This is a genomic window from Amycolatopsis sp. NPDC004368 (assembly GCF_053602515.1).
Genome location: NZ_JBSGDT010000001.1, coordinates 377,538 through 394,471, shown reverse-complemented (window position 1 = coordinate 394,471; position 16,934 = coordinate 377,538). Strand labels below are relative to the sequence as shown.

The window sequence follows — 16,934 nt, the reverse complement described above, 5'->3', positions numbered from 1 at the left end:
CAGGTCAGGCGCCTGTCATTTAGGGTCGGAGTAGAACCCGGCAAGCACCTCGAATGCCCCACCGAGAGCCACGGCTTCCTCGCCGAGGCCGCTCAGTTCGACGTCGATGCGCTGCCAGGTCGGCACCGGCAGGAGTTCGCGCAGCTGCGCCGACACCGTGTCGCGGTAGACCTCCGGCGCCGCGCACACCATCCGGCCGAACAGCACGATGCGTTCCAGGTCCAGGACCTGCACGAGGTCCGCGAGCCCGATCCCCAGCAGCCGTGCGGCCTCGGCGGGCGTGGCCGCGGTGCGGTGCATGATCTCGACGCAGCCGCGTCGGCCGCACGCGCAGCGCGGGCCGTCGTAGGCGATCGTCGTGTGGCCGAACTCACCGGCGTTGGTGCGCGGCCCGCGGTACACGTTGCCGTCGACCAGCAGCCCGACGCCGATGCCGGTGCCCACGAGCACCACGGCCGTCGCGGTCTCCGGCGTGTCGGGCCACGTGTGCGCGACCGCGGCGGAGTTGGTGTTCTTGTCGAGCGTGACGGGCAGGCCGGTGCGTTCGGCGATGAGGTCGCGAAGGGGCACGTCGTGCCAGCCCGGCATGTTCGTGGCGTCGCGCACGCGGCCTTCGCGGCGGTCGAGCGGTCCCACCGCGCCCACGCCCAGGCCCAGCACCCGCGCCGGGTCGACGTCGATCAGCAGCTCGCGCGTCGCGTCGACCACGGCGGTCACGGCCTGCTCCGGCGTGAAGCCGACGGGCAGCGGGCCCTCCACGGTGGCCTCGACCTCCCCGGACAGGCCGGTGCGCAGCACGAGAAAGCCGTCGCGGTCGAGCTGGGCGCCGAGGGCGCACTTGGCCGAGGGCCGGATCCGCAGCAGCGTGCGCGGCTTGCCGACGCCGGCCGAGGCCTGCCGCTCGACGTCGAGCAGCTGCGTCTCGAGCAGCTCGGCGACGATCTTCGACACGGCCTGCTGCGTCAGCCCGCTGCGCTCGGCCAGCTCGACTCGGCTGAGCCCGCCCGTGCGCAGGATGTGACCGAGCAGCAGCGCTCTGTTGAAGCGGCGCAACCCGCGCAGGTTGACCCCGGTGTCCGGCATCCGGAGATCCTCTCGAAGAACTGGCTAGTTACGCAACAGTGTTGTTTAATGGGTGGTATGGCTGATGACTTGCGGGTCGGCATCCTCGGGTACGGCATCGGCGGCCGCGTTTTCCACGCGCCGCTCGTGGCGGCGACGCCGGGCCTGGTGCCCGCCGCGATCGTGACCGCGAACCCGGAACGCGCCGGCCAAGCGCGCGCCGAGTACCCCGGTACGGACATCGTGCCGGACGCCGACGCGTTGTTCGCTCAGGCGGGTGACCTCGACCTCGTGGTCGTGAGCACTCCGAACCGCACCCACGTGCCGCTCGCGCTGCGCGCCATCGAGCTCGGCCTGCCCGTGGTCGTCGACAAGCCGTTCGCGCCGACCGCGGCCGAAGCCGAGCAGGTCGTGGCCGCGGCGAAGGCCAAGGGCGTCGGCCTCACCGTGTTCCAGAACCGCCGCTGGGACTCCGACTTCCTGACCGTGCGCAAGGTGATCGAGTCCGGCCGGCTCGGCGACGTCTTCCGCTTCGAGTCCCGCTACGACCGCTGGGTGCCGACGATCAAGGACAACTGGCGTGAGCTCGGCGACCCCGCCGAGGCCGGCGGCCTGCTCTACGACCTCGGCGCGCACATCGTCGACCAGGCGCTGCAGCTGTTCGGCCCCGTCACGCAGGTCTACGCGGAGGTCGACCGCCGCCGCGCCGGCGTGCAGGTGGACGACGACGTGTTCGTCGCGCTGCACCACGCCAACGGGGTCCGCTCGCACCTGTGGTCCTCGGCCCTGGCCGCCACGCGCAACCCGCGCTTCCGCGTGCTCGGCGACCGCGCCGCCTTCACCAAGTACGGCCTCGACGTGCAGGAACCCCAGATCAAGGACGGCCTGCGCCCCGGCGACGAAGGCTGGGGTGTCGAGCCCGAAGCCGACGCGGGCACCCTCGGCGTCGACGACGGCACGGACCACACCGAAACCGTGCCCACCGAGGTCGGCCGCTACGAAGACTTCTACGCGCAGGTGCGCGACGCCCTCCGCGGCGAAGCGGCGTTCCCGGTCGACCCGGCGGGCTCCGTGGCCGCGCTGCGCGTGATCGAGGCCGCCCACCGCGCCGGCGCCGAAGGCCGCGTGATCACGCTCGAGTAGCTCGCCGCGACCTCGGCAACCCCCAGTGCCGAGCTCGCGGCCTCCCCGGCTTTTCCTTGCGGGCGCGAAAAAAGGCTCCCCCCGCCCGGATTTCCGGATGGGGGGAGCCTTTTCCCCTTGCGACTCCCAGGTCACTCGTTGGGATCTCCTGGATCCAGCGGTGTCGACGGCTCGTCCGAGCCGGGGCTGTCCGCCGGCCCGCCCGGACCGTCGGGCGGTGTCCCCGTGTCGCTCGGGTCGCCGGGCGACACGGAGTGGCGCCCGCCGTGGCCACGGCCGTTGCCGTCACCGGGGCCGTTCCCGTTGTTGCCGTCGCCGTTGCCGGGATTCTGGTCGTCGGGCCCGTTGGTCGGCGTGATGTCGCCCTGCGGGTTTCCGGTGTCGGACGGCGGCGCGGCGTCACCGATCAGGTCCACCTGCGAGAAGCGCTCGGCGGGCTTGCCCGCGAGGTAGGTGGTCATGAACTTCTGCCACAACGGGCCGGCGATGGTGGACCCGAAGATCGGCGTGCTGCCCTTGCCGTGCAGGTCGAGGTCGCCGTCGCCGCCGACCCACACCGCCACGGAAACCGAAGGCGTGTAGCCGACCATCCACGTCTGCGCGTTGGCGTTCGCCGCCGAAGCCGGCTCACCGGCGCGCTTGGTGTGCTGCTGCGTCCCCGTCTTGCCGGCGCATTCGTGGCCGCTCGGGCACTTCAGCTTCGAGAAGCCGATCACGGGCTTCAGCGCCTCGGTCACGTTGCCGGCGATCTGCTTGCTCAGGTCCGCGTCACCTTCGGCGAACGCCGACTTGGCTGGCTGCGCCTGAGCTTCGTAGGCGACCTCGTTCTGCGAGTTGGTCACCTTCAGCACGAAGTGGCGGTCGCGCTGCTGGCCGTCGTCCGCGAAGGTGGCGTACGCCGAGGCCTGGTCGGCCGGCGTGATCTTGGTGTCGCCACCGCCGAGGGAGATGTTGTTGTTGGAGATGTCGATCTGGGAGTTGCCGCCGCCGTTGTTCTTGGTCTTCACGCCCGCTTCCTCGGCGGCCTGCTCGACCGGGCCTTGCTTGGTGACGTTGAGGACCATGTCGTAGAACACCGTGTTGGCCGAGATCTTCATGGCCTCGGCGACGGTGCACTGCTCGGAGCAGCTGTCGCTGTCACCGGCGTTGCGGACGATGCGGCCGTCGAACTCCCGGTTGTTGCGACCGTCGAAGGTCGAGTTGATCCCCTTGCCCATCTTGAGGAACGCCGTGAGGTCGTACGGCTTCATCGACGAACCGGGGTTCTGCGGCGTGTCGGCCCAGTCGCGGGCCTTCTGCGTCTGGCCGTTGACGTCGATCGTCGCGGGCCCGCCGTAGTACGCGAGCACACCGCCGGTTTTCGGGTCGACGGCCACGAGCGCGTCGAGCAGCCGCTTGTCCGACTGGTTCGCCAGCGCATCGGCGCCCGCCTTCTGGGCGAGGTCCTGGGCCTTCTTGTCGATGGTCGTCTGGATGGTGTAGCCGCCGGAGTGGTACTGGTCGTCCGTGATGCCGTGGGCCTCGAGTTCGTCCTTCACCTGGTCGGAGATGAACTTGTACGGCGCGCTCGAATCGTCCTTGTCCTCCGACAGCGGGACCGGCGTCGGGAACTGCGCAGCCTTGCGGTCGGCCGCGGTGATGTAGTGGTTCTCCACCATGCGGTCGAGCGCGGTGTTCCATCGGTCGTGTGCCACCTTCGGATTCTCCGAGCGGCCCGGTTGCTGGATGAGCCCGGCGAGCAAGGCGGCCTCGGAGAAGCTGAGGTCCTTGACGTCCTTGTGGAAGTAGGCCTGCGACGCCGCGCCGACGCCGTACGCACCGCGTCCCAGGTAGATGATGTTCAGGTACGCGGTGATGATGTCCTGCTTCGAGTACGTCTGGTTCATCTTGAACGACTTCGCCAGCTCGGTCCACTTGCGGGTGAGCGTGGGCGCGTCGTTGTCGGTGGCCTTTTTGATGTACTGCTGGGAAATCGTCGAGCCACCACCGGTGCCGCCGGTGACCTGGTTGTAGACCGCGCGCAGGATGCCCGTGACGTCGAAGCCCGAGTTGGTCTCGAACGTCGAGTCCTCGGTCGCGATGGCGGCGTGCTTCATGATGTCGGGGATCTGGTCCGAGGTGAGCATCTGCCGGTTGCCGCCCGCCGGCACGTCCTTGCCCATCGGGGAACCGTCGGCGTAGAGGTACGTCACGGCCTGGTTCTGGCTCGACGCCACGCTCTGCGGTGAAGGCACGTCGACGCTGAAGTACGTGATCACGAACGCGATCGCGGGGATCACGATGAACACGCCGACGAACGCGTAAGCGCAGCGTCGAATGATCTTCCAGCGTCGCTTCTTCTTCTGGGCGGCCGTGAGGACCGGCCGGCCCTTCTTGTCGAGCTCCGGCTCGTCCGGGTAGACGTCGTCGGGGTCGAGCGGGCCGCCGGCGTCGTAGCTCGCGTCGTAGCGGTCGTCGGCGGTGCCGTTGTGCACGTGGTGCGTCATCAGCTCCGGCTCACGCCGCGGTCCGGGCGGCGGACCCGGCCGGCGTGCGCCGGGAGGAGCCTGCCGGAAGCCGGGCGGCGGCGTGCCGGGCCGGTTCGGGGGCACGCGGGGTCCGGGCTGCGCCGGGTTGCCCGGCGGGGGTGTGCGAGGGCCGCGCTGCGCGGGGTTGCCCGGTGGCGGCGTGCGGGGCGCGCCGCCCTGCGGCTGGTTGCGAGCCCACGGCGGCGGCGCCTGCCGGTCGGCAGGAGGTGGTTGACGCCGCGGATCGGGGTCCTGTTCGGGCCAGGAGCGGTCGTCGTTCACGTGCGGATCCTCTTCTCGGACGCGGGCAAGCTGCGGGCGCAGATCCCCTCACTGGAAGGGGACGCACCGCGAGTGGGGTCGGTTCACTCGACCGGCGCGGCGTATCTCTGCGTAACGGCCCCGGCGGGGGTGGAACCGGACAAAAGTACGCCCAGGGCGGTGGCTGAGCGATGTCGCCTGGGTCACCTCGGGTGGCTGGAACACGAAGAAGGGCTCCCCACCCGAGTCGGAGAGGAGCCCTTCGGCGCGTGTCACCCGCCGGGCTGTTTCGGTGGTGGGGTCACCTCGACCCCGCCACCGTCTCCGCCGCCCCCGCCGTTGCGGATGGGACCACCGCCGTTGCCGGGGCCGCCGCCGAAGATCCCGCCCGGTCGGCTGGTCGTCGTGGACTCCGACGTGGTGGTTTCGCTCGATTCCGTACTCGGCGTGGTGGTCGTCGAGGACGGCGTGGTCGTCGTCGACGAGGGGGTGGTGGTCGTGCTGCTGGCCCGGCTCGGGGTCGTGACGACCGTGTCGGCGTCCTTGCCGATCGGGTCGACCTTCGGGAACTTCTCCGACGGCTTGCCCTTGAGGTAGGTGTCCATGAAGTCCTGCCACGCCGGGCCGGCGATGGTGGCACCGAAGATCGGCTTGTTGTTCTTGTCGTGCAACGGCTTGTTGCCGTCGCCGCCGATCCACACCGCCGCGGAGATCGACGGCGTGTAGCCCACCATCCACGTCTGGGCGTTGCGGTCCGCGTAACCCTTCGGCAGGTTCTTCTGCTTGCCCGGGTCGAACTGCTGCGTACCGGTCTTGCCGGCGCAGTCGTGGCCGGTCGGGCACTTCAGGTGGGACTCCTTGATGACCGGCTCGAGCGCGTCGGTCACGTTGCCCGCGATCTGCTGGCTCTTCTGCTCGTCGGGGTCGAACGCCGGCTTGCCCTGCTGCGTCGCCTCGTCGAACTCCACCTCGTCCTGGGAGTTGGTGAGCTTCGAGACGAAGTGCTGCGGGCGGTAGATGCCACCCGAGGCGAAGGTCGCGTAACCCGCGGCCTGGTCCTCCGGGGTCAACGACGTCTCACCACCGCCGAGCGCGATGTTGGCGTCGTTGGTGCCGAGCCTGGCCTTGCCCTTCGGCGCCGGCTGCACACCGGCCTCCTTCGCGGCTTCGGCGACCGGCGCGGGCTTGGTCACGTTCAGCACCATGTCGTAGAACACGGTGTTGGCCGAGACCTCCATGGCCTTCTTGACCGTGCACTGCGGGCCACAGCTGGCACTTTCACCCGCGTTGCGGACGATGCGACCGCCGAGCTCGCGGTTGTTGGTGCCGTCGAAGGTCTCGCCGAGGCCCTTGCCCATCTTGAGGAACGCGGTGAGGTCGTACGGCTTCATCGACGAGCCCGGGTTCTGCGGCGTGTTGGCCCAGTCGTTGGCCAGCTTGTCCTTGCCGTTTTCGTCCTTCACGGTGTTCGGGCCGCCGTAGTAGGCGACGACCCCGCCCGTCCTCGGATCGACGGCGACCAGAGCTCCCAGGATGTCGGGGTCGGTTTGGCCCTTCATGTTGTCCTGCACGGACTGCACCGCGGCCTGCTGCGCGGCCGGGTCGATCGTGGTGTAGATCTTCGCGCCGGACGAGTACAGCTTGTCCTGGTCGTAGCCCTTCGCTTCGAGCTCGTCCATGATGCGCTGCTGGATGAAGTAGTCCAGCGTGCCCGCGTTCTCCTTCGCCTGTGCGCCCTTGGGCACGAGCGTCGGGAACTTCGCGGCGGCGCGGTCGGCCGGCGAGAGCCAGCCGTTGGCCACCATCTGGTCCAGCACGTAGGACCAGCGCCGTTGGGTGTACGCCGGGTCTTCGGACTTGCTCGGCAGCTGGATCAGACCGGCGAGCAGCGCCGACTCCGACGGGGAGAGCTGGCTGACGTCCTTGCCGTAGTAGGCCTTCGCGGCCGCCGCGATGCCGTTGGCGCCGCGGCCGAAGTACACGATGTTCAGGTAGCCCGTGATGATGTCCGATTTGGACTCTTCGTTGTTGAGCTTGAACGACTTCGCGAGCTCGGTCCACTTGCGGGTCAGGGTGGGCGCTTCGTTCTCGGTGGCCTTCTTGATGTACTGCTGCGAGATGGTCGAACCACCACCGGTACCACCGGTGACCTGGTTGTAGACCGCGCCGAGGATGCCCTTGATGTCGAAGCCCGAGTTGGTCTCGAACGTCTTGTCCTCGGCCGAGTACACGGCGTGCTTGACCACGTCGGGGATCTGGTTCGGCTGCAGCAGCTCGCGGTCGCCGCCCGGCGGCACGCTGCGGCCCATCACCTGGTTGTTGGCGTAGAAGAACGTGATGGGCTGGCTCTGCAACGCTTTCACGTCCTGCGGGGAAGGAACCTTCACCAGGAAGTACGTGATCACGAAAGCGACGGCCGGCACCACGATGAACAGCCCCACGCACGCATACGCGATGCGCCGGATGATCTTCCAGCGCCGCTTCTTGCGCTGCTTCGGCGTGAGCGGCGGCTTGATCGGCTTGCCGTTCTCGTCGAGCTCGGGGCCCTCGTCCTCGAAGTCGTCCTCGTCCGAGTACTGGGGGTGTTCGGCGCTGTCGTACTGGTCGTCGTAACGGTCGTCGTACGGGTCGTACCCGAACTCCGTGCCGTTGTGCACCTGGTGCGTCATCAGCTCCGGCTCGCGTTCGGGGTACGCGGAAGCCGGCGGAGGCGGCGCGGTGCGGCCCTGCGGCGGGCGGCGGGCCGGGCCCGAGCCGGTGCGGCCCGGACCACCGGGACCCGGCTGGCGGAAGCCCTGCGGCGGGCTCGCGGCGAGACCGTTCGGCCCCGGCGGGCCCTGTCGTCCCGGGGGCGGCGGCGGAGCCTGGCGGCGCGCGGGCATGCCGCCCTGGCCGTTGGCGTTGGACACGCGCTGGGACTGCTGGGGGCGCTGCGGAGGCCGTTGCGGACGGCGAGGGGGTTCGTCAGCCGGCCACTGTGGTTCGGAAGAGCGTGGTTCGGAAGAGCGTGGTTCGGAAGCGCGGGGATCCGAGGAGCGGGGGTTCGAACCACGCGGGTCTGGACCACGGCGGTCTGCACCACGCGGCTCGTCACCACTGGGCCACTCGGGCGCGCCGCCACCGGCCGCCGCGCGAGGAGGCCGCGGCCCCCCGTTGCGAGGGGCGCGCCGGGCGGCGGGCGGTGTCTGCCGCTGCGGACGGCGGGGCGCGTCCTCACCCGGCCACGCGGGACCCGGTTCTTCCTCCGGCCACTGGGCACGGCGAGGTGCATCTGGCTCCTGGCCGGGCCAGGAGCGGTTGCGGTCGTCGTTCACGAATGGGCCTCCGAGAGCGGCACTGCCTGCACCGGCGTTCGGGAAGAACCGGCGCGCGCCACCCTGTGCTCTGCAGCGGTCGTGGTACTCGTCACTGGCCGGCTGTCCTCCGCGGCCGGGTGGGCTGGGGCTCGCCCGTGCCGAGGACGTAGGACAGGACCAGGTGATTCCAGTGGCACGTCCGGCACACCTCTACGTCGTAGACGGTGAACTCGCCGAACAGCCCCGCCATGCGGGCCAGTTCGTCGGGTGTCCGCGCCGATCCCGAGACGTGCTTCAGCTCGTCGCCGTACACCCACGACACGAGGGTCAACGGCGTCCGGCGGCACATCGGACAGGCTCGGTCGTCGGGCCTGCCGTGGAACTTCGCCGCCCGGAGCAGGTAGGGGCTCGCGTCGCAGACCTCATGGTCGCCGACGCGTCCGGAGCGGACGCCGGCCAGCAGCGCACGGCGCTGCAAGGCGTAGTCCACGACCTGCCGCTGGGTAAGCACGAGGAACAGAGTACGGGCTCTTCCTGTGTGCGCAGTGCCCCCTGCGGGCGGGCACCCAGGGCGACCATCCGGACACGCCGGAAATTCGATAACTCTCTGGTGACGTTCGCCCTGGTCTGACCGCTTCCGGGGGTTACTTCCGCCACTTCGATGTATCGGCGCGATATAGTTGCCGAGTAGGTTGGCGGAGGCGGCCCCAGTCACTGAGGCAATGTCACTGAGGCAACGGCGGCCGCTGCGGTTTGTTCCCGTGAGGGGGTGCGGTGTGCTCGAACTCGCGATCCTCGGGTTGCTGCACGAGGCACCCATGCACGGGTACGTGCTGCGCAAGCGTTTGCACGAGACGCTCGGGATGTTCCGGGCGTTCTCGTACGGCTCGCTGTACCCGACCCTGCGTCGGTTGCTGCGGGCGGGTTTTCTCGTCGAGGAGCTCGACGAGGCGGACGACCGGGCCTGGTCCCGGCGCGGCCGCCGCGTCTACAAGCTCACCGCCGAGGGCAAGGAGCGGTTCGCCGAACTGCTCGGTGACGCGGGTCCGCAGACCTGGGACGACGAGGGGTTCGGCGTCCACCTGGCATTTTTCTCGCGGACACCGGCCGACGTCAGGATGCGGATCCTGGAGGGCCGGCGGCGTCGCGTGGAAGAGCGTCGCGAGGGTTTGCGCGAGGCGCTGGCCAGGGCCGAGGAGAGGATCGACCGCTACACCCGCGAGCTGCACCGGCTGGGGCTCGAGTCGAGCGAGCGGGAGGTGCGCTGGCTCAACGAGCTGATCGCGCACGAACAAGCCGAGCAGCGTGACCCGCAGGAGTGAGGGCGCGCCGCTCGGGCCGCGGCGTCCGGAAAACGTCACGGCCAGACCTGCAGATGAAGTAACGGATTGAAGGAGAAACCGGCATGGGCGAGAACCGCCGCGTTCGGGTGGCCATCGTGGGCGTCGGCAACTGCGCCTCCTCGCTGGTCCAGGGTGTGCAGTACTACCGCGACGCGGATCCCGGCACGCGCGTGCCCGGTTTGATGCACGTCCGGTTCGGCGAGTACCACGTCAGCGACATCGACTTCGTCGCCGCGTTCGACGTCGACGCCAAGAAGGTCGGCCACGACCTGTCCGAGGCGATCTTCGCGAGCGAGAACAACACGATCAAGATCGCCGACGTGCCGCCGCTGGGCGTGCCGGTGCAGCGCGGGCACACCTACGACGGGCTCGGGCGGTTCTACCGCGAGACCATCTCGGAGTCGGACGAGGCGCCCGTCGACATCGTCGGCGCGCTGCGCGACGCGAAGGTCGACGTGCTCGTCTCCTACCTGCCCGTGGGCTCGGAAGAGGCCGACAAGTTCTACGCGCAGGCCGCGATCGACGCGAACGTCGCGTTCGTGAACGCGCTGCCCGTGTTCATCGCTTCGGACCCGGTGTGGGCCAAGAAGTTCGAGGACGCGGGGGTGCCGATCGTCGGTGACGACATCAAGTCGCAGGTCGGTGCCACGATCACGCACCGCGTGCTGGCGAAGCTCTTCGAAGACCGCGGTGTGCAGCTCGACCGCACGATGCAGCTCAACGTGGGCGGGAACATGGACTTCCTGAACATGAAGGAGCTCGAGCGGCTCGAGTCGAAGAAGATCTCGAAGACCCAGTCGGTGACCTCGCAGGTCGACCGCGAGCTCGGCAAGGGCAACGTCCACATCGGACCGTCGGACTACGTGCAGTGGCTCGACGACCGCAAGTGGGCCTACGTGCGCCTGGAGGGCCGCGCGTTCGGCGACGTGCCGCTGAACCTCGAGTACAAGCTCGAGGTGTGGGACTCCCCCAACTCCGCCGGCATCATCATCGACGCCGTGCGTGCCGCGAAGATCGCGAAGGACCGCGGCATCGGCGGCCCGATCCTGTCGGCGTCGTCCTACTTCATGAAGTCGCCGCCGGAGCAGTACGACGACTCCACCGCGCGCGACGCGGTCGACAAGTTCATCCGCGGCGAGCTGGAGCGCTGACGCTCTTTCCCGCCGGTGGCAGGGCTCCTCGGTTCGCCGGGGAGCCCTGCGCCGTCTGCTGGGAGACTGCTAAAGGCCCAGCGCCGCCGGCAGTTCGTTGATGTCACGCACCACGGCGGTGGTCTGCGCCAGCACCGCCGGGTCCGGCGGGAAGTGCGGGTTCGGTACCGCGTACACGGCCATTTCCGCCGCCAGCGCCGCCTTCAGCCCGTTGGTCGAGTCCTCCACGGCGGCGCACGACGCGGCCGGCACGTTCAGCAGCTTCGCTGCGCGCAGGTAGACGTCGGGTGCGGGTTTGCCGCCGCCGACCTCCTCGCTCGACACCGCCACGGGCACCAGCGACGTGAGGTCGCACGCCTGCAGGAACGCCTGGATCAGCACCGGCGGCGACGAGCTCGCGATCGCCACCGGATAACGGCGGGCGACGGCACGCACCACCTCGGGCGCGCCGTCGATCACGGGTGGGCCCGAGGCGTAGCGCTCGGCCATCCGGGTGATCACGAGGCGCGCGATCCCATCCGGGGTCAGCTGTGCGCCCAGGGATTCCACCAGGTACTGCGCCCACTCGGGGGTGCTCATGCCCTGCTGCGCCCGGGTTGCTTCGGGGAGCCAGGTGCCACCGTGGTCGGCGACGACCTTGCGGCGCACCTCGTCCCACGTCTTCTCGGAGTCCACCAGTACGCCGTCGAGGTCGAAGATCACCGCGTCCATGGGGTAGAGCCTAGTCTGTGAGGCGAATTACTTCGCCACCCTAACTAAATTTGTTAGCCTGGCTAAGTGACCTCCGGAATCGTGGATCTCGCGCACCGCCTGTGGCCGGTCGTGTTCCGGCTCTACTACCTGGTGCGCCGCGAGACTTCGCAGACGTTGACGCCCACGCAAGGCTCGGTGCTGTCCGAGCTGGTGCGGGTCGGACCCGGCCGCATGAGCCGGCTGGCCCAGCTGGAAGGCGTGCGCATGCCGTCGATGACCGATGTCGTCGGGCGGCTGGAGCGGCTCGGGCTCGTGGTCCGCCGTCCCGACCCGGACGACGGGCGGGCCGTGCTGGTCGAAGCCACGCGGGAGGGCGAGCGCTTCTACGCCGAGCTCGTCGCCGGCCGCGAAGCGCAGATGCGGGAACGGCTGCTGCAGCTGACGGACGAGGAGCGCGCGGCGATCGACGCCGCCCTGCCCGCGCTCGGCAAGCTGATCAGCGATTTCCACGTCGTACCGGGGAAAAAGAGCGAGGAGGAACTGATTCGCGATGAGCGCTGAGCACCACTCGAGTCTGCTGGACGCGATCAAGGGCCAGCCCAAGCAAGTGTGGATCACGGCGTTCGCCGCGGTCATCGCGTTCATGGGCATCGGCCTGGTCGACCCGATCCTGCTGTCGATCGCCAAGGGCCTGAACGCGTCGCCGTCGCAGGTCACGCTGCTGTTCACGTCGTACCTCGGCGTGCAGGTGATCGCGATGCTGTTCACCGGCTCGATGTCCGCGCGCTTCGGTGCCAAGCGCACCGTGATCGTGGGGCTGACGTTGATCGTCGCCGCGACCGCGCTGTGCGCCGCGGCCGGGTCGATCGAGCAGCTCGTGGGCCTGCGCGCGTTGTGGGGGCTCGGCAACGCGTTTTTCATCGCCACCGCGCTTTCGGTGATCGTCGGCGCCGCCACGGGCGGGCAGTCGGGCGCGATCCTGTTGTACGAGGCGGCGTTGGGTGTCGGTCTGTCGGTGGGCCCGCTGCTGGGCGCGCTGCTCGGCACGATCTCGTGGCGCGGCCCGTTTCTGGGCACGGCAGTGCTGATGGCGGGTGCGCTCGTGCTGTGCTCGGTGTTCCTGAAGAGCGACTCGCACGAAAAGCGCGACCCGGTCAAGCTGCTCGACCCGATCCGCGCGCTGCGGCACCCCGGTCTGCTGCGGACTTCGGTCGCTTCGGCGCTGTACACGGCGGCGTTCTTCGCCGTGCTGGCCTGGTCGCCGTTCGTGCTGGGCTGGAACGCGATCGCCGTCGGGCTGATCTTCTGCGGCTGGGGCCTGTGCGTGGCCGTGGCCGGTGTGGCACTGGCGCCGAAACTCGCCGCGCGCTTCGGCGAACGGCACGCGGCGGCGCTCGCCGTGGTCGGCTACACGGTGCTGATGCTGGTGCTGGCGGTGCCCAGCAAGCCCGTCGTGGTCGTCGGCATCGTGTTGTCCGGCTTGGTTTCGGGTCTGCTGAACACGCTGTTCACCGGCACCGCGATGTCGATCAGCGACGCGCCGCGCCCGGTCGCGAGCGCGGGTTACAACTTCTGCCGGTGGCTCGGTGGGGCCGTCGCGGCCACGCTCGTGGGGCACGTCGCCGACTGGCTCGGCTGGGAGCAGGGGCCGTTCGTGATCGCGGCCGCGCTGTGCGTCGTCGCCGCGGTGCTGCTGTCGTTGCGGGAGAAGCAGGCCGACCCGCACGTGGTGCCGAAGGAAGCCGCGTTGGTGGGCGAAGAGGAGCTCTGAACCCAGGGCGAATACATCTGGTGTTCACCTTCTGATCCGTTTTGGCCGCATATGGTCGCTTTGTTCCCTTCCTGAAGCGACCTGGAGGCCCTGTGTCCACGGAACGCGGGCGGCTGCTGCCGTTGTTCGCCACTCACCCCGGCGGCCGTTCTCCCCTGACCTGCGAATACCGCTGCGGAAACGCGTGCTCGCACGAAGCGCCGAACCCCTCGGGCAACGAGTACTTCGGCGATGTCGCGAAGAGCGTCTCGCGGCGCGGTGTGTTCAAGGCCGGCGCCGTGATGGCCGCCGCGGCCGGTGGCTTCGCAGCCCTGTCGGGCACGGCGGCCGCGGCCCCCGCGAGCCGTGGCTTCTCCGGCGGCGCTCACCCGCGGCCGGTGCCCGGCACCGACTTCGACGCCGTGGCGCCCGACAAGCTCGACCGCGTGAGCATCCCCGAGGGCTACGACCAGCACGTGGTGATCCGCTGGGGCGACGCCGTGGTGCCGGGTGCGCCGAAGTTCGACTTCCGCAAGCAGACCGCGGCCGCGCAGGCGAAGCAGTTCGGCTACAACAACGACTTCGTCGGCCTGATCCCGCAGGATCCCCTGGGACTGCGCAACTTGCTCGTGGTCAACCACGAGTACACCACCGAGGTGCACCTGTTCCCGGCCGACCAGTACGACCCGGCCAACCCGACCGAAGAGCAGGTGAAGATCGCGTGGGCCGCCCACGGCCTGTCCGTGGTGCAGACCCTGCGCGACCCGATCGGCGGCGCGCTGCGCACGATCCCGAGCCCGCTCAACCGCCGGATCACGCTCGACACGATCTTCGAGGTCCGCGGCCCGGCGGCCGGCTCGAAGTACCTGAAGACCTCGACCGATCCGTCGGGCAAGCGTGTGCGCGGCACGCAGAACAACTGCGCCGGCGGCGTCACGCCGTGGGGCACCGTGCTTTCGGGTGAAGAGAACTTCCACCAGTACTTCGCCAACGCGGACAAGGTGACCGATCCGGTGCAGGCCGCGCGGCTCAAGCGGTACGTGATCGGCACCGGTGAGAGCACGCGCAAGTGGGAGCGGTTCGACAAGCGCTGGGACGTCGCGCGCGAGCCCAACGAGCCCAACCGCTTCGGCTGGGTCGTGGAGATCGACCCGAACGACCCGCACTCCACGCCGATCAAGCACACCGCGCTCGGGCGGTTCAAGCACGAGGCAGCGAACGTGAAGATCACCGCCGACGGTCGCGTCGCCGTGTATTCCGGTGACGACGAGCGGTTCGAGTACATCTACAAGTTCGTGTCGAAGGGCAAGTACAAGAAGGGCACGTCGGCTCTGGCCCGCCGCCACAACTCGGCGCTGCTCGACGACGGCACGCTCTACGTCGCGAAGTTCACCGGTGACAGCCCGGCCGCGGAGATCGACGGTACCGGCAAACTCCCGGCCGACGGCGAGTTCGACGGCGCCGGCGAGTGGATTCCCCTGGCGAGCGGCAACAAGTCCTATGTGGACGGATTCACCGCCGAAGAGGTGTACGTCTTCACGCGCCAGGCCGCCGACAGGGCTGGCGCCACGAAGATGGACCGGCCCGAGGACATCGAGCCCAATCCCGTGAACGGCCGGATCTACGCGGCTCTGACCAACAACACCGACCGCGGTGCGGCCGGCAAGGCGGGCGTCGACGAGGCGAACCCGCGCGTCGCCAACAAGAACGGCCACGTGCTGGAGTGGGAAGAAGCACGCGGCGATTCGGCGTCGACGCGGTTCGCGTGGCGCCTGCTGCTGGTCTGCGGCGACCCGGCCACGGCCGACACGTACTTCGGCGGCTTCCCGAAGAACCAGGTCAGCCCGATCTCGTGCCCGGACAACGTCGCCTTCGACCCGCACGGCAACCTGTGGATCTCGACCGACGGCAACACGCTCGGCGCCAACGACGGCCTGTTCTCCGTCCCCGTGTCAGGGCCCGAACGCGGGCATGTGAAGCAGTTCCTGTCCGTGCCGGTGGGCGCGGAGACGTGCGGCCCGGTCGTGACCGACCACCTGGTGCTCGTCGCCGTGCAGCACCCCGGCGAGAACGCGGCCGGCTCGGCGAACCCGTCGTCGCACTGGCCCGACGGCGGCACGACGCAGCCGCGGCCGGCGATCGTTTCGGTGTGGCGGAAGGGGCGCTTCGGGCTCGCCGGCCGGATCGGCGTGCGGTAACTCTTTGGAGTGGCTTTCGCTGCGCCGAACCCGTGCGGAGTAATAGCTTCGAGGCGTGAGGCGGGTGGGAAGAGTCGCGATCGGACGGACGGCGGGCGCGTCGGCCTGCACCTTGGTGCTGGCGGGCGCGCTCGTCGTCGTCCTACCCGGATCCGCCCCCGCTGCGGACACCCCCGCGTGCGGCGGGGTGGCGCCGAACCCGAGTGTGGAGCAGGCTTCGACGCCGGGCGGCCAGCCGACCGGGTACGTGTTCTCGCCAGCCGCGCCCGTGCCGCGCAGCACGCCGCCGGACAAGCTGCCGAAGCTCGTCACCGACACGGCGCACGCCTCAGACGGCCGGGTCAACGCCCAGATCCAGACCCCCGACGGCCGCGTCAGCTCCGCCACCCAGACCCTGCCCGCGGCGCCGGGGAGCATCTACACGCTCTCGGCCTCGACCGGTTCCGTCGGCTCGGCGCTGTCCGACCGCGCCAACGCGCAGTCGACCGGCCTTCGCTTCACGGATTCCACCGGTCGCACCCTGCTGGAGAAATCGCAGAACGTGACCCACGACGTCGGGTCCGACGGCAGGCTCGCGCGCCAGGACCTGCCGGCGGTGACGGCGCCGGACAGGACCACGTCGGTGGTGTTCTTCGCGACCACCAACCGCAACTGGGTGATGTGGGACTGCGTGAACCTGCAACTCGCCGCGTACACGGTGAAGGAAGAGGTGCAGAACCCGCAGACCGGCGCGTGGGGTCCGTCGGCGACCATCCCGGCGGGCGAGACCGCGCACTATCGCACGACCGTCACGAACTCGGGTTCGCTGGCACTCACGGGTGTGCTGCTGAAGGACTCGTGGTGCTCGTCGCTGCCGGGCGCGTTCGACCTGGCGCCCGGCAAGTCCAACGCGGTCACGTGCGACCACCCGAACCTGGCGGAGAACGACACCGGCCACGTGAACAAGGTGCGGATCACCGGCGTCACCTCGCCGAGCGGCACGCTGGCCGACCAGTCGGCCACCGCGTCGATCACGGTCACGCCGCTGCCGCTGATCGACAGGATCGGCGACCGCGTGTGGCGCGACACCGACCGCAACGGCCTGCAGGACGACGGTGAGCCCGGCGTCGCCGACATCCCCGTGACGCTCAAGGACGGCGCCGGCGGCACGCTGGGCACCACGAAAACCGCGGCGGACGGCTCGTACCTGTTCGACAAGCGCAAGGACGGCACGTACCAGGTCTGCTTCGACGTGACGAAGCTGCCGGACGGGCTCACGGTGACCAAGCGGGCGGCCGGTGACGCGGCGAAGGACTCCGATGTCGACCCGGCGTCGGGCTGCACCTCGGCGTTCACGCTGGGCGGCTCCACGCACGACAACGTGAACGCGGACCTGGGGCTGGCACCGCCGCCTCCTCCGCCGCCCCCGGCACCCTCGCCGTCGCCCAGTGCTCCTCCGGCCCCGCCGGAACCGCCTTCGTCTTCTTCAACGCCGACGCCTCCGGAAACCCCGGCTACCTCAGCACCTCCGACTCCAGCCGGCTGAACCCG

The 16,934-nt window shown here is 69.6% G+C and carries 12 protein-coding genes; 7 read left to right on the top strand and 5 right to left on the bottom strand.

What is annotated here, in order from left to right; translation table 11 throughout:
* Positions 1-15: 15 nt before the first annotated feature.
* A complete protein-coding gene (locus ACWEOE_RS01805) occupies positions 16-1,083 on the bottom strand; it encodes an ROK family transcriptional regulator (protein WP_452002474.1) in 1,068 nt (355 codons plus the stop codon).
* Positions 1,084-1,140: 57 nt separating this feature from the next.
* Here ACWEOE_RS01805 and ACWEOE_RS01800 point away from each other — a divergent pair, with 57 nt between their 5' ends.
* Entirely contained in the window at positions 1,141-2,205 is a 1,065-nt protein-coding gene (locus tag ACWEOE_RS01800; RefSeq protein WP_452002469.1) for a Gfo/Idh/MocA family oxidoreductase, read from the top strand.
* A gap of 131 nt (positions 2,206-2,336) precedes the next feature.
* Here the strand turns inward: ACWEOE_RS01800 and ACWEOE_RS01795 are convergent, their stop codons facing one another.
* The 3 genes from ACWEOE_RS01795 to ACWEOE_RS01785 form a co-directional block, all read right to left on the bottom strand.
* Positions 2,337-4,691, bottom strand: a complete 2,355-nt coding sequence (locus ACWEOE_RS01795; protein WP_452003332.1) for a transglycosylase domain-containing protein — start codon at positions 4,689-4,691, stop codon at positions 2,337-2,339.
* A gap of 554 nt (positions 4,692-5,245) precedes the next feature.
* Positions 5,246-7,882 carry a transglycosylase domain-containing protein gene (locus ACWEOE_RS01790; protein ID WP_452002466.1) on the bottom strand — a complete coding sequence of 879 codons (2,637 nt, stop codon included), beginning with the start codon at positions 7,880-7,882 and terminating at the stop codon, positions 5,246-5,248.
* Positions 7,883-8,378: 496 nt separating this feature from the next.
* Positions 8,379-8,780, bottom strand: coding sequence for a DUF5318 domain-containing protein (locus ACWEOE_RS01785; protein ID WP_285971410.1), 402 nt, complete (start codon positions 8,778-8,780; stop codon positions 8,379-8,381).
* Between the two features lie 265 nt (positions 8,781-9,045).
* On the opposite strand from ACWEOE_RS01785, the gene ACWEOE_RS01780 reads away from it, so the two are divergent.
* A complete protein-coding gene (locus ACWEOE_RS01780) occupies positions 9,046-9,591 on the top strand; it encodes a PadR family transcriptional regulator (protein ID WP_366587689.1) in 546 nt (181 codons plus the stop codon).
* Between the two features lie 83 nt (positions 9,592-9,674).
* Positions 9,675-10,763 carry an inositol-3-phosphate synthase gene (locus tag ACWEOE_RS01775; RefSeq protein WP_452002462.1) on the top strand — a complete coding sequence of 363 codons (1,089 nt, stop codon included), beginning with the start codon at positions 9,675-9,677 and terminating at the stop codon, positions 10,761-10,763.
* A gap of 69 nt (positions 10,764-10,832) precedes the next feature.
* Here the strand turns inward: ACWEOE_RS01775 and ACWEOE_RS01770 are convergent, their stop codons facing one another.
* Complete coding sequence (locus ACWEOE_RS01770; protein WP_452002455.1) at positions 10,833-11,474, bottom strand: HAD family hydrolase; 642 nt, start codon at positions 11,472-11,474, stop codon at positions 10,833-10,835.
* Positions 11,475-11,540: 66 nt separating this feature from the next.
* Here ACWEOE_RS01770 and ACWEOE_RS01765 point away from each other — a divergent pair, with 66 nt between their 5' ends.
* The 4 genes from ACWEOE_RS01765 to ACWEOE_RS01750 all read left to right on the top strand — a co-directional run bounded on the left by ACWEOE_RS01765 (position 11,541) and on the right by ACWEOE_RS01750 (position 16,929).
* Entirely contained in the window at positions 11,541-12,017 is a 477-nt protein-coding gene (locus tag ACWEOE_RS01765; protein WP_452002452.1) for a MarR family winged helix-turn-helix transcriptional regulator, read from the top strand.
* Positions 12,007-13,227 carry an MFS transporter gene (locus ACWEOE_RS01760; protein WP_452002449.1) on the top strand — a complete coding sequence of 407 codons (1,221 nt, stop codon included), beginning with the start codon at positions 12,007-12,009 and terminating at the stop codon, positions 13,225-13,227. The genes ACWEOE_RS01765 and ACWEOE_RS01760 overlap by 11 nt, the downstream gene beginning before the upstream one ends.
* 92 nt (positions 13,228-13,319) lie before the next feature.
* Entirely contained in the window at positions 13,320-15,404 is a 2,085-nt protein-coding gene (locus ACWEOE_RS01755; protein WP_452002447.1) for a PhoX family protein, read from the top strand.
* A 55-nt stretch (positions 15,405-15,459) separates the two neighbouring features.
* Entirely contained in the window at positions 15,460-16,929 is a 1,470-nt protein-coding gene (locus ACWEOE_RS01750) for a DUF7850 domain-containing protein (RefSeq protein ID WP_452002444.1), read from the top strand.
* The last annotated feature ends 5 nt before the right edge of the window (positions 16,930-16,934 follow it).